The organism is Phyllobacterium sp. (genome assembly GCF_037994425.1).
In the GTDB taxonomy this organism is placed as follows: domain Bacteria; phylum Pseudomonadota; class Alphaproteobacteria; order Rhizobiales; family Rhizobiaceae; genus Phyllobacterium.
Window position 1 is genome coordinate 1 of sequence record NZ_JBBNAM010000185.1, and the last position, 13,764, is coordinate 13,764.

The following is a 13,764-nucleotide window of genomic DNA, read 5'->3' on the forward strand; positions in this document are numbered from 1 at the left end:
TTGTGGCCCCGACGCTGCGCCTGCTCGATTTCCTCGCCGACGGCGCGCGCTTCCTCTTCGGAATCCCATGCGGCGTGGACATTGACCTTGGCGTCTTCGGGATTTGCCGCATCGGTAAACAATGTCTTACCGAGCCGACCTTCATTGTGCGAAATCAGGTATGAGGCGGCGCCGAGAATGTGCGCCGTCGAGCGATAGTTGCGCTCGAGCCTTATGACCTTGGCGCCAGGAAAATCCTTCTCGAAGCGCAAGATATTGTCCACCTCCGCGCCGCGCCAGCCGTAGATCGACTGGTCGTCGTCGCCGACGCAGCACACGTTCTTGGAGCCCTGCGAAATCAGCCGCAGCCACATATATTGCGCGGTATTGGTATCTTGATACTCGTCGACGAGGATATAGCGGAACTTCGCGTGATATTCCTTAAGTACGTCCGGATTGGCGCGAAACATGCGGATCGGATGACAAAGCAGATCGCCGAAATCACAGGCATTGAGCGTCTTCAGCCGGTTCTGATAGGCTGTATAGAGCTCGCGTCCTTTGCCATTGGCGAATGCCCGTGCATCGCCTTCCGGTATCTCGGCAGGACCGAGGCCCTTGTTTTTCCAGGTGTCGATCATCAGCGCGAACTGCTTCGCCGGCCAGCGCTTGTCGTCAATCCCTTCTGCCTGAATGATCTGCTTGATCAGACGGACGACGTCGTCCGTATCGAGGATGGTGAAATCGGATTTAAGGCCGACCAGTTCCGCGTGGCGCCGCAACAGCTTGACGCCGATCGAGTGAAAGGTGCCGAGCCAGGGCATGCCTTCGACGGCGCCGCCGACCAGCACACCGATGCGTTCCTTCATCTCGCGCGCCGCCTTGTTGGTAAAGGTCACGGCGAGGATCTGGCTTGGATAGGCTTTGCCAAGTGACAGGATATGCGCAATGCGCGAGGTGAGAACGCGCGTTTTGCCGGTACCAGCGCCGGCAAGGACGAGCACCGGGCCCTCTGTTGTCTCGACCGCCAGGCGCTGCTCGGGATTCAGTCCATTGAGATAAGGCGGCGCTCCACGCGCTTGCATGGCGCGTGCAGCTATCCCCGAAGGCCGGCGTGGCACATCAGGTTCATCAAAGAAGGGAATATCGTCAGGCAATCCGGCCATTTCATCCCAATGTAATGATTCGGGATCGAAAAACCAGATAAAAGCGATACAAAAAGAGAACGGACGTGTTGGGTGTGGTTTTTCAAGTTGAAAACTTCCGGTTGAATTGTGGCATCGATGCTGTTGCTTCAACCAAATTAAAGGCTTACCCATTTTGCTTAGAGCAGACTCGGGCAACCGCCGGCGCATTCGCAGCCGCACGCCAGAGCCTCCGAACCTGATTGAGCTTGGAAAGGACCCCGACCCTTGGCAATCACTTTGACGGCGCTCGTTTTCTTCATCATTGCTGCAGCGCTTGGCGTCGGTGGTGTATGGCTCGCAATCCTCGGTGGCAGCTGGTACTACATCATCGCTGCCATCGCCTTTCTTGCCACCTCTATCCAGCTCTTTCGCAAGCGTAATTCAGCTCTGAACATATTTGCCGTTTTGGTCGTCGGCACTCTAGCCTGGGCAATCTGGGAAATCGGGTTCGACTGGTGGCAGCTTGCTCCGCGCGGCGGCGCGATCATGCTTTTCGCGCTCTGGTTGCTGACGCCATGGGTCCGGCGCGAGTTGAATGAAGAAGTGGGCACGTCGCCTTCCGACTGGTTTCCGGCACTACCTCTGGTTGTAGCCACGATTGCCGGTCTCGGTGTTGCCGGTTATTCGATGACCAGCGATCCGTTCGAGATTAAAGGTGAGCTTAGCAAGGAAGTTATCGTTGCGACGCCCGACCTTGGCGGCAACGTGCCGGACAGTGAATGGCACCAGTATGGTCGCACGCCTTATGGTCAGCGCTACTCCCCGCTTAAGCAGATTACCACCGAGAACGTCGGGAACCTTGAGCTGGCCTGGCAATATCAGACCGGCGACGTGAAGCTGCCCGAGGATGTCGGGGAAACGACATATCAGGTCACGCCGCTCAAGGTGCTCAACACGCTCTATCTCTGCACTCCCCATAATTGGGCGATCGCACTCGATGCGGAGACCGGAACGGAGAAGTGGAAGTTCGACCCAAATGTCGGTCTCAACCCCGACCGGCAGCATCAGACCTGCCGTGGCGTTTCCTATTATGCCGATCCCAATCTGACGGCTGGGCAGCCTTGCGCCGAACGGATCTATTTGCCGACGTCCGACGCCCGTCTCATTGCGCTCGACGCTGCGAACGGTCAGGTTTGCCCGTCCTTCGGCGACAAGGGCACCGTCCATCTCGAAAAGGGCATGCCGTATAATCCGGCGGGATACTACTATTCAACGTCACCACCGGTCATTGCCGCAGGCAAGATCATCGTTGGCGGCGCCGTTAATGACAATTATTCGATCCACGAACAGTCGGGCGTCATCCGGGCTTTCGATATCAATACGGGCGCCCTGATCTGGAATTGGGATTCGGGCAACCCGGACGTGACGACGCCGTTGCCGGAAGGACAGACATACACGCACAATTCTCCGAACAGCTGGTCGGTATCGAGTGCCGACGAGAAGCTCGGCCTCCTCTATGTGCCGCTAGGCAACCAGACGCCCGACCAACTGGGGGCAGGGCGTAGCGAGAACGTCGAGAAATTTTCCTCGTCGATCGTTGCACTCGACCTCAACTCGGGACAGATGCGCTGGGTGCGCCAGACCGTGCACCACGACCTTTGGGATATGGACATACCTGCTCAGCCGGTACTCGTCGACATCAACACGGCGACGGGATCCGTGCCGGCGCTGGTTGGCCCGACCAAGCAGGGCGACATCTATGTTCTGAACCGGCGCACCGGCGAACCAATCGTACCGATAAACGAAGTGCCGGCTCCGTCAGGTGCCATCGAGGGCGATTTCAGCGCACCCACCCAGCCTGTTTCGGACCTTACGTTCATGCCGGAGCCGCTGACGGGCAAGAGCATGTGGGGCGTTTCGATGTTTGACCAGCTCGCCTGCCGCATCGAGTTTCACCGGCTGCGCTATGATGGGCGCTACACGCCGCCCTCCCTGCAGGGATCGCTGATCTATCCCGGCAATTTCGGGGTGTTCAACTGGGGCAGCGTTGCGGTCGACCCGGCGCGGCAGGTCATGTTCGGCATGCCGACCTATCTCGCCTTCACGTCGAGGCTTGTGCCACGTGCCGACGTCCCGCCGCCCGGCGCCAACACGAAAGGCAGTGAACAGGGCCTCAATCGCAATGAGGGTGCGCCCTATGCCGTTTACATGGGCCCGTTTGTCTCACCGCTTGGTCTGCCATGCCAGGCGCCACCCTGGGGCTATGTCGCCGGAGCGGATTTGCGCACCGGCAAGATCGCCTATAAGCGGCGCAACGGCACCGTCCGTGATTCCTCACCGCTTCCTCTGCCGTTCAAGGTCGGGGTGCCGGGCATCGGCGGCCCGATGATTACGGCCGGCGGTGTTGCCTTCCTTGGCGCGGCCGTTGACAACTATCTGCGGGCTTACGACCTCACCGACGGCAAGCAGTTGTGGGAGGCCCGGTTGCCTGCCGGCGGCCAGTCGACGCCGATGACCTATGCGCTCGCTGACGGCAAGCAATATGTCGTCATGGTTGCGGGCGGTCACGGGTCGGTCGGAACAAAGCCCGGCGATTACGTCATCGCCTATACGCTACCGAAGTAAGATCATGACGGACCATGATGGCGGGGGTACGCGCCGCCATCAACGATGCGGCAATTTCAGCGGCGTGCCGGTTTTCACGGTGCGGATGGCGAAATTGGAGCGTATGTCAGCGACGCCCGGCAGAACGAGGAGTTTTTCCGTGAGGAACCGTTCATAGGCGCTGAGGTCCTCGACAACCACTTCGGCCAAGAAATCCGCTGTCCCTGAGATAAGGAAAGCGGCTGTCACTTCCGGCATTGCCAGAAGGGCGGCTTGCTGCGCTTCCGAATTTTCGCGGCTGTGCTGGCCCACCTTTATCTCCACAAATACCGTTAATCCGAGCCCGACAGCCTTGCGGTCGATATCGGCTCGGTAGCCACGAATGACGCCTGACTTTTCAAGGTTGCGGATCCGTCGCAGGCAAGGGGATGGCGAGAGGTTTACCTTCTCGGCAATCTCGACGTTTGTCGCACGAGCGTCCTTCTGGAGAGCCTCGAGAATGCCGATATCGAAATTATCTAGATTTGGCATAAACCACCAATTATCGACATAAGTCTTACCTAAAGTTGCTGTCATGGTAGTTTGAATGGCATTAACTTGCAAGGACATGCTCGCGTCATTTGGAATATTGTTCTCTCGACCGAACGCGGTTTCGGACGGATTGAAAGGACACTCCAATGGTTGCTCTTGCCCCCGAATTGAAGACATCGAATTCGCTTACCGCCGGTTATGCCGGTGCGCTTGTTACAATTCTTATCTGGGCAACATGGATCGTCGCCACCCGACACAGCAGTGGAACCCATCTCGGCACCATTGATCTTGGCTTGATCCGCTATGGCGTTCCCGCCCTCGTTCTCGCTCCCGTCTGGCTGAGGACGGGGCTCATTCCACGCGGTGTTCCGCTTAAGCTACTCGCCATCATGGCCTGCGGGGCAGGTGCCGTCTTCTTCCAGATCACCACCTTCGCCATTCATTCGACGCCTGCCTCCGCAGTCGGCGTGCTGCTCGGCGGATCGATGCCGCTTGCAGCCGCACTGATCGGCGTTGTCCTGTTCGGTGAGCGGCTGGATCTGAGCCGCTGGCTTGGCCTTGCTGCGATCGCGGCCGGTCTTGCCATCCTGCTCGCCATCGCGCTCGGCAGCCATGCGATATCATGGATCAGCTTTGTCCTTCTGCCACTCGGTGCCGTTCTGTGGGCCGGGTATACCCATGCGTTCAAGCGCTCGGGTCTCTCTGCCGTTGAAGGCGGTGCGCTGATCGCAATCTGGTCGTTCATCATTCATCTTGGGCTTGCCCTTGTGTTCGGCACGACGATCCTCAGCGTTCCTCTGCCGGAGATTGGCTTGCAATTCCTGAGTCAGGGCATTCTGTCGGGTCTCGCAGCCATGCTGGCCTATGGTATTGCCGTGCGCTCGCTCGGCGGCAGCCAGGCTGCAGCCTTCAGCGCCCTGACCCCTGTTCTCGCAGCAGTGGGCGGCGCCGTCTTCCTTGACGAACCGGTCGGTGTCTGGGAGATTGCAGCAGCATTGATAACCGGGCTTGGCGTTGCCCTTTCAACCGGCATCCTTTCGCACCGCTTGAAGGGTGATGCGAATGGTCGGCGCCTCGCCCCCGATCAAGGGTGAGGCTGTCATGAACGAACCTAAGGCTACTCCGAAAATCACGCAGGCCATGGTCGATGCTTACGACGAGTATACGCATCTGACGCTCGATCGCCGCTCATTCATGGACAAATTGACCAAGCTTGCCGGCTCCGGCGCTGCTGCCGCCATCATCGCACCGATGCTGGCGGCAAATTCCGCGAGGGCCGCCATCATTGCCGCTGACGACAAGCGTCTGCGCACGAAAGATGTCGTCTTTCCCGGAGCGAAAGGTGATATCAAAGGCTATAGGGCGAGCCCCGCTGACGCGTCAGGCAAGCTGCCCGGGGTCATCATCATTCATGAGAACCGGGGCTTGAACGATCATATCCGCGATGTTGCACGGCGGGTTGCGCTCGAAGGCTTTGTCGCACTTGCGCCCGATCTCTTATCCATTTCGGGCGGCACACCCGGGGATGAGGAAAAGGCCCGCGAAATGATCGGCGCGCTTGATGCCAGCACCGCGATTGCCGAAGGCGTCGCAACAATCGAATACCTGAAGAACGACAAGGCCACCAACGGCAAGGTGGGCGTGGTTGGTTTCTGTTGGGGAGGCGGGCTCGTCAATGACCTTGCGGTGAATGCTCCTGACCTTGGAGCAGGAGTGGCTTACTATGGCCGCCAGCCAAAAGCCGAGGACGTGCCGAAGATCAAGGCGCCGCTCCTCCTTCAATATGCCGGCCTCGATACCCGCATCAATGCCGGAATCGACGCTTACAAGAAGGCACTTGAGGCGAACGGGAAAACCTTCGAGGTATTCATCTATGACGGTGCGAACCATGCCTTCAACAATGATACCTCGGAGGCCCGCTATGACAAGAAGGCGGCCGACCTTGCCTGGGGCAGAACGATCGCCTTCTTCAAGAAGAACTTGAGCTAGACGAAGATCGTCGCGAAACAGCGAACGGGACCAACAGCTTGCGGGAACCGTCGAGGGGCATTACTTCTGGACGACGTCGATGCAAGGAACCTCAAATGCGATTGGTCACCATTGCCTTAGGTTTTATGTTTCTGCTGCTCGCCAGCATGCAGGCAAGTCATGCCGAGGGCGTGGTTTTCCCTGGCGGTTCGAGCATTGGACTTGTTCCCCCGCCGGGGCTCGTGCTCTCCACCAATTTCAGCGGCTTTGAAGATGCGGCGAAGGGAACGTCGGTCGTCGTTACGGAAATGCCGGTCGATGCCTATGCGGCACTGGCGGCGAAATTCAATCCGGAGGGCTTGCGCGAGACCGGAATCGAGACAGCCGGCCCGCCCGAGAACTGGCCGGTTCAGGGCGCTGTCGTTTCCAAGCTCACGCGCGGCAGCCAGATGGCGTCCGGAATAAAATACCGCAAATGGATCGTGCTCATCGGGGCTCAATCAACGACGGCCATGGTCACCGTACAAATTCCGGAAGGGGTTCCTGGAGGCCTGTCTGATGCCGACGTCGACCAGGCGTTGCGTACCATTGTTGTTCGAGCACCGCCGAGCCTCGATGAACAGATAGCGGCTCTGCCCTTCAAGCTCTCAGACACGGCGGGATTTCGTCCTGTCCGCGTGATCGCAGGCGCAACCTTTCTTCTTACGGATGGCGCAAACGATATAGCAACGAACTCGACACAGCCAATGGTGATCATTGCCTCAAATCTCACTACGGCCCCGGAACCCGCCGCACGTATGGATTTCGCGAAGCAAGCTTTCGCTTCGCTGACCGGGATAAAGGATGTGCGGTCGGATAATGAAACAAGCTCCGAAGCCGATGGCGCAGAATGGGTAGAGATCGACGGTAGCGCCAAGGATGCGGCAAGCGGCGATCCCCTTTACGTTGCCCAAATCGCCCGCTTCGAGGCCAGCCGATATGTTCGCGCCATCTTGATCGTCCGCGATAGCGAGAAGGACAAATTTGCCGAGCGTTTTCGCAAACTAGCCAAATCCATGACGATCAATTAAAATTGGGCATGGAAAAGAGCTATCGACTCAGTGAAGACCAGATACGGCCATTGATTCGCAACTATGGTGGCTGCATTGCCACGGACACGATTACCATTGATGGCTTTCCGGTCCGTTTCATGTACCGCGAAGATCCGGACAACGAGTTCGATAGCGGCTGGCGCTTCCTTTCCGGCTTCGAAAGCGATGACTACATGGAAGATCCGGAGAACAGTGGCATCTTCGACGTCAATACCATCGCCAATTACGATCCGAGCATCATCCCGCTGCTCGACGCCCCCGTCGGCAGCGTATTCGAGAAGACAGGCCAGCAGGAACGCTTCGTTGCCGTTACCGACTGGCATCCAGACGATGATGACGAGGAGGGCGCCTGACACGTGTCGTTGCGACGCGTTGTACCAGTGGCTTTCACACCGAGTTACAACTGGACAAGTCACGTGCATTCCCTGAAAATGCCTTCATAATCGACGAATCCTCGATTGTTACGCCGGTCGTCGTTTCGGAACGCGAGTGGCGGTTAAATTGTGCGAACGCGCATCGTATCCTCGTGGCAGTTTCGGCCTGGAGAGATGTGTGGAAGGGTGGAGACTGAAATGGCACTGGCAGACGCAGAGGCATTGCTGCGCAACGAAAATGGAATCGCAACGGTCGTATCAATTCTCAAAAAGCGTTTTGGAGATAATGCGCAGACAGGTAAATCCATCCGCGAGCAACATGCCCATACGACGAGCTATGTTCCGAACCAGGCCCCTGATCTGGTGGTCTTTGCTGAATCGGTCGAGGACGTACAGGAGGTCGTGCGCCTTTGCGGTGAATGGCAGGTTCCCGTCATCCCATTCGGAACGGGCACGTCGCTCGAAGGACATGTGAATGCGCCCGCCGGCGGGATATCGATAGACCTCGCGCGCATGAACCGCATCCTCAAGGTCTATAGCGAAGACCTGAATGTCGTTGTCGAGCCCGGTGTTACCCGCAAGGAACTCAACGAATATCTGCGTGACACCGGTCTGTTCTTTCCAATCGATCCTGGCGCCAATGCGAGCCTTGGGGGCATGGCGGCGACCCGTGCCTCGGGAACGAATGCCGTACGCTACGGCACGATGCGCGAAAACGTTCTCGCACTCAAGGCAGTAATGCCGGATGGCCGTCTCATCACCACGTCGAAGCGGGTCAAGAAGACGTCTGCGGGTTATGACCTCACCCGACTGCTCGTCGGTTCCGAAGGTACCCTCGGCATCATCGTCGAGCTCACGCTCAAGCTTTATGGTATTCCGCAGGCAATATCCGGCGGAATCTGTGCTTTCCCTGATCTGGCGAGCGCCTGCAATACGGTTATTGAAACCATTCAGATGGGAATTCCTGTCGCGCGCATCGAACTGGTCAACCAGCTCGAAATGCAGGCGATGATCTCCTATTCGAAGCTCGACTACGAGCCTGCCCCCTATCTCTTCCTCGAATTCCACGGCAGTGAGACCAGCGTTGCGGAACAGGCCGAGCTTTTCGGTGAAATCGCCGCGGCCAATGGCGGCGGAGAATTCAGGTGGACCGCCAATTCCGAAGAGCGCGAGAAACTCTGGTCGGCACGTCACAATTCCTATTTTGCGTGCATGACGCTCGCGCCCGGAAAACAGTCGTTGTCGACGGATGTTTGCGTGCCGATCTCCCGGCTGGCGGAGTGTATTGTCGAGACGGAGAGGGACATCGAGACGAGCGGTCTGATTGCGCCGATCGTCGGTCATGCCGGAGACGGCAACTTCCACGTGCTCGTGCTCTTTGATGAAAAAGACCCCAACGAGATTCAAAAGGTGGAAGCCTTTGTCGAACGTCTCAATCTCCGGGCCATTGCGATGGACGGGACCTGTACCGGCGAGCACGGCATAGGGCAGGGCAAAATCAAGTTCCTCAGGGCGGAACTTGGCGGCGCAGTGGATGTGATGGCAACAATCAAGAGAGCCATCGATCCCGGCAATATCATGAATCCCGGCAAGATCTTACGACTTTGAGCTCGCAAGTTGATTCGGGGCGCTGAACCATTTTCTGAGGATCGGATGCAGGCTGGACGCTTGCCACGCCTCCGCCGGCAATCGACTGTCGCAGCGGCCAAGACATATTGATCGGAGCAAGAACCTGGCACGCCTGTTTGTTTTCCTTGGTGGTCTACTCGTCCTGGTGCTGACGGCGGCACTGGTGGTGCCTTATTTTGTCGACTGGGCCGGTTATCGTTCGTCCTTCGAACGGGAGGCCTCTGCGCTGCTTGGCAGGCCCGTGACCGTTGCGGGCAGCGCGAGCGCGCGCCTACTGCCGTTTCCGTCAGTGACGTTTTCGGATGTGAGGGTCGGCGATCCCAAGTCAGAGCCAGTCATGACGATCGACAAGTTTTCGATGGATGCGGAGCTTGCCCCCTTCATGCGCGGCGAAATCCTGATCTTCGACATGCACGTCGAGAAGCCGCGCGCCACGGTACGGATCGACAAGGACGGGGCGTTCGACTGGGCCATCCGCCCCCGCACGCCGTTTCATTCGGCACAGGTCCGGCTTGAAGACATGCGCATCACAGACGGATCGGTTGTTATACGCGATGCGTCAACGGGAACGACGCGCACAATCACCAGTCTCGATGCGACGCTCGCGGCGAACGATCTGTCGGGGCCTTGGAGCTTCGATGGGACGCTCTTCTTCAATGGCAAGAAGATGGCTGTCACCGCATCCACCGGTGCGGTGAAACCCGATAGCACGATGAACCTGCGCACACGCGTCACTCCGGACGGCGTTCCGGCCTCGTTCGAAACCGATGGTCAGGTGACACTGCGGGATAGCGGCCTCAAATATGCGGGCAGCATTGCCATCCGCTCGGCTGATGAAGTTGCCGCTGTCGCCGGCTCCAGGTCGGCGCCCCAGAAAGAGAAGCCGCTGCTGTCGAGCCTGCGGGTCACCGGGCGCTTCGAGGCCGACCACGGCAAGGTTACGATACCCGAGTTTCGCATGGAGCAGGGGCCGGTGGATGATCCCTACGTGGTCAATGGCAATGCCTTGTTCGATTATGGCAACAATCCGCACTTCGAGGTAAAGGCCGACGGGCAGCAAGTCACGTTTGCCGAGCAAGCGGAACCGACAAAAGGCGCCACGCCGACGCCAACAACCGCAGCCGAGCGCATGGCTGTGTTCCGCCGGCTCATGGACCAATTGCCGATCCCGACCGTGCCGGGCACCATCGATCTCAAGCTTCCAGCTATCGTCGCAGGCGATACGACGATCCGCTCGGTCACCATCGATGCGGCGCCATCCGGTAATGGCTGGACGATCAACCAGTTGCGGGCCGAACTGCCTGGGCGTACGCAATTCGAGGCGAAAGGCACCTTGACGGTTGGCGGTGATTTCGGCTTCGACGGCAGGCTACTGGTGGCTTCACGCCAACCGTCGGGGCTCGCGGCCTGGCTGACCAATTCGGTCGACGAGGCCATCCGTCGCTTGCCTGGTGCAGGTTTTTCCGGCGATGTCAGCCTGCGCGACGATTTGCAGAAGATCGACAATCTGGAGGTCGCTCTCGGCGGTGCCTCACTCAAGGGTTCGCTGCTGCGCAGTGGCAAGGGCGAGTCGCTGCCGCTGACGCAGTTGGTGCTCGAGGGCGGCGCGCTTGACGCGGATGCACTCGAAGCATTCGCGGCGATCTTCGGCAACAACGGCAGCCCATCCGCCGATGGTTCGCCGCAATTGCGCGGGCAGGATCTCGACGTGCATCTGAAAGCCGGGCCCGTAACCCATGGCGGGCTCGTAGCAGAAACGCTCGACACCTCGTTCCGTTTGCGTGATGGCGTTTTCGATATCGATCGCCTGACAATCGGCAATATCGCCGGCGCGACCATCACGGCGACCGGTAAGCTGGAGCCTTTCAAGGCGGAGCCATCGGGCTCGATCGATTCGACGGTGCTTTCCGATAATCTCGCTCCCTTTATCAAGGCTGTGGCACAGAAGTTCCCTGATTTTCCCTTCATCCGGTCGCTCAGCCAGCATGCTGCCAACTATCCCGGCCTTTTCGAGGAAACCCAGCTCAATGTTCTCGCCAATAGCTTGCAGGGAAAGGGCGGGGCCAACGAATTCTCCCTGAGTGCAGCCGGAAAGACTGGCGGGATGGATGTCACGCTTTCCGGGACGACCTCGAAGAACACCGAAGGGGTGCGGACGCTGGAACTCACGATGGACGCGCGCAGCGAGCAGGCCGAAGCATTGATGGCGCTCATCGGCCTTCCCGCCCTGCCGCTTGGGCTTGCGGGCGGTCTCGAAGCCGACCTTGCCTTGAAGGGCAATGAGAAGGACGGGCTGCAAACACAGCTGTCGCTAAAATCATCCGACGGGCAAGCGCTGGTCGATGGAGTCTTTCGGGATGTCGGCGATTTCCTGAGCGGTGAAGGAAGGGCTTCGATCAAGGCGGCGGACCTTGAACCTTATATCGCAACCGCGGGCTATACGCTTCCTGGCTTCGGCGACGGCATGCCTGTTGACCTGGCCAGCAGCTTTCAACTTGCCAAGGGCAAGCTCGTCCTGCCCGATCTTGCGGGCCAGGTGAGCGGTACCAAAATTGGCGGAAGGCTCGGGCTCGAGATTGCAAACCAGACCCCCGATATTCAGGGCGACGTGAGTATTGCGCACCTCGATCTGGCCGCGCTTGCCGACTTCATGCTCGGAACGGGTGCCCTCCAGGGAGAGGTCCGCGAGCCTTGGCCCGTCACCACGTTTTCCGGCGCACCCCTGTTTCCACTCAATTTCAAGCTCAAGCTCAATGCCAATGAGGCGGATGCCGGTTTTCTCGGGATGATCGGGAAATTTCAGACGAGCGCAGCGCTGAAGGATGGATCGCTGCGCTTCGACGATGCAAACGGCGATATTCTTGGCGGCCACTTCACCGGCATGTTCGAACTGCGCAATACCAGCGGCACGGGACTTGCGACGGGACAGTTTACGCTGGATGGAACCGCGCTCGACACCCTTTATAAGCCTGACGAGGACATAATACCGCTCGTGCCGCTGCGCGGCAAAACGCGAATCTCCGCTTCGGTCAATGCAACGGGCACCTCAATCGCCGAGATGATGCAATCGGTGGCCGGATCAGGCGTGGTTTCGGTCGTCGACCTTGCAATCAATGCGCTCAACCCCGCAGCATTGAAGCCGATCCTGGCGGATACGGATGCGGCCGATGGACCGGTTACGTCGGCAACAATCGACGCCTCGATCGCAAGGTATTTGAACACGGGTGAGTTCAAGGCGGGCGCCGCTGAATTTGCCTTCACGATCGCCGGCGGCATGGCGCGCACATCGACATTCCAGCTGGCGAGCGAAGGGGCAACTCTGGCTGCTGATCTTCGCGTCAACTTTCCGGACCTCACTGTTGCATCACAGGGGCGTTTCGCTTTCGATCCTGGAAAATCGACGGTAGCCGGCGCTGATCCGATCGTCGAGTTCAGCCTCTATGGTCCGTGGGCCGCGCCGAAGGTCACACTGAACCAGCAGCCACTGGAGCAGTTCCTGACCCAGCGCGCGCTCGAACGCGAGCAGCAGCGAGTTGAAGCAATGCAGGCGGTCCTCGTCGAAAAGCAGCGCTTGCGCCGAGAGGCCCAACTCTATCAGGCGCGGGCTGACGAACGGCAACGTCTCGCGGAAGAGGCGCGGCTGAAAGCCGAGCAGGAGGCAAGGGAAGCGGCAGAGCGCGCAGCGGCAGAGAAACGCGCTGCCGAAGAGCGGGCAGCCGCCGAAAAGCGCGCCGCCGAGGAAGCTGCGGCCCAGAAAGCGCTCGAACAGGGGCTGACACCGCCCACGGGCCAACAGGGGCAGGGCGGTGCGCCAACCGCCCCGTCACCGGGATCAGGCACGATCAACAAACAGTCAGTCGACGAATTCCTGAAGACGTTCGAACCGAAATTCTAGCGTCCCGATCCCTGCGTGATTGTTCAGCGCTAATTGCCGTCATAGGCGCGTTGCAACGGGGCAATCTCTATTTTGCCCATTTCCATCATCGCGTTCATGACACGGGTGGATTTTTCCACATCCTCGTCCTGAATCATTTCCATGAGCACCGATGGCGTGATCTGCCAAGACAGGCCGAATTTGTCCTTCAGCCAACCGCAAGGTCCAGGTTCGCCGCCATCCGCCGTCAGTTTATTCCAGTAGTAATCGACCTCTTCCTGGCTGCCGCAATCAACGATGAGAGAGATTGCTTCGTTGAACTTGAATTGCGGCCCACCATTCAAAGCGACATATTCCTCCCCGGCCAACTGGAATTTGACGACGAGTACGGACCCTTCCTTTTCGGGGACGCTCTTGCCCCAGTGGGTAATCTGCAGGACTTTCGAATCCTTGAAAATCGACAAATAAAATTCAATCGCGTCTTCTGCGTTTCCGTCAAACCAAAGGCATGGCGTGATTTTCTGGTTGGCTGGCATATATCCTTCCTCTCAAATTGATTTCAACTGCTCCTAGGACGAACGGAAGTACGG

The 13,764-nt window shown here is 58.7% G+C and carries 10 protein-coding genes; 7 read left to right on the plus strand and 3 right to left on the minus strand.

The features are described 5' to 3' along the window. The coding region (locus tag AAAB35_RS13265) for a UvrD-helicase domain-containing protein (RefSeq protein ID WP_340668741.1) at window positions 1-1,142 on the minus strand (1,142 nt) is incomplete at its 3' end. 246 nt (window positions 1,143-1,388) lie between these two features. Between AAAB35_RS13265 and AAAB35_RS13270 the strand changes: the two genes are divergently transcribed. Continuing rightward, on the plus strand, window positions 1,389-3,728 hold the full coding sequence (locus tag AAAB35_RS13270; RefSeq protein ID WP_340668742.1) for a glucose/quinate/shikimate family membrane-bound PQQ-dependent dehydrogenase: 2,340 nt from the start codon (window positions 1,389-1,391) through the stop codon (window positions 3,726-3,728). A 39-nt stretch (window positions 3,729-3,767) separates the two neighbouring features. On the opposite strand, the gene AAAB35_RS13275 is transcribed toward AAAB35_RS13270, so the two are convergent. Then, window positions 3,768-4,238 (minus strand): Lrp/AsnC family transcriptional regulator, encoded by a 471-nt coding sequence (locus AAAB35_RS13275; protein ID WP_340668743.1) that lies wholly within the window; start codon window positions 4,236-4,238, stop codon window positions 3,768-3,770. A 146-nt stretch (window positions 4,239-4,384) separates the two neighbouring features. Here AAAB35_RS13275 and AAAB35_RS13280 point away from each other — a divergent pair, with 146 nt between their 5' ends. From AAAB35_RS13280 to AAAB35_RS13305, 6 genes are all read left to right on the plus strand, one after another. Then, a complete protein-coding gene (locus AAAB35_RS13280; protein ID WP_340668744.1) occupies window positions 4,385-5,332 on the plus strand; it encodes a DMT family transporter in 948 nt (315 codons plus the stop codon). A 7-nt stretch (window positions 5,333-5,339) separates the two neighbouring features. Continuing rightward, the gene (locus AAAB35_RS13285; RefSeq protein WP_340668745.1) at window positions 5,340-6,227 is read left to right on the plus strand and encodes a dienelactone hydrolase family protein; all 888 of its coding nucleotides are present in this window, start codon (window positions 5,340-5,342) and stop codon (window positions 6,225-6,227) included. A 95-nt stretch (window positions 6,228-6,322) separates the two neighbouring features. Then, window positions 6,323-7,276, plus strand: a complete 954-nt coding sequence (locus tag AAAB35_RS13290) for a hypothetical protein (protein WP_340668746.1) — start codon at window positions 6,323-6,325, stop codon at window positions 7,274-7,276. A gap of 8 nt (window positions 7,277-7,284) precedes the next feature. Then, window positions 7,285-7,650 carry a DUF2185 domain-containing protein gene (locus AAAB35_RS13295; RefSeq protein ID WP_340668747.1) on the plus strand — a complete coding sequence of 122 codons (366 nt, stop codon included), beginning with the start codon at window positions 7,285-7,287 and terminating at the stop codon, window positions 7,648-7,650. A 219-nt stretch (window positions 7,651-7,869) separates the two neighbouring features. After that, a complete protein-coding gene (locus AAAB35_RS13300) occupies window positions 7,870-9,279 on the plus strand; it encodes an FAD-linked oxidase C-terminal domain-containing protein (protein WP_340668748.1) in 1,410 nt (469 codons plus the stop codon). A gap of 124 nt (window positions 9,280-9,403) precedes the next feature. Then, window positions 9,404-13,195 (plus strand): AsmA-like C-terminal region-containing protein, encoded by a 3,792-nt coding sequence (locus AAAB35_RS13305; RefSeq protein WP_340668750.1) that lies wholly within the window; start codon window positions 9,404-9,406, stop codon window positions 13,193-13,195. A gap of 29 nt (window positions 13,196-13,224) precedes the next feature. On the opposite strand, the gene AAAB35_RS13310 is transcribed toward AAAB35_RS13305, so the two are convergent. After that, a complete protein-coding gene (locus tag AAAB35_RS13310) occupies window positions 13,225-13,710 on the minus strand; it encodes a VOC family protein (protein ID WP_340668749.1) in 486 nt (161 codons plus the stop codon). Window positions 13,711-13,764: the final 54 nt, after the last annotated feature.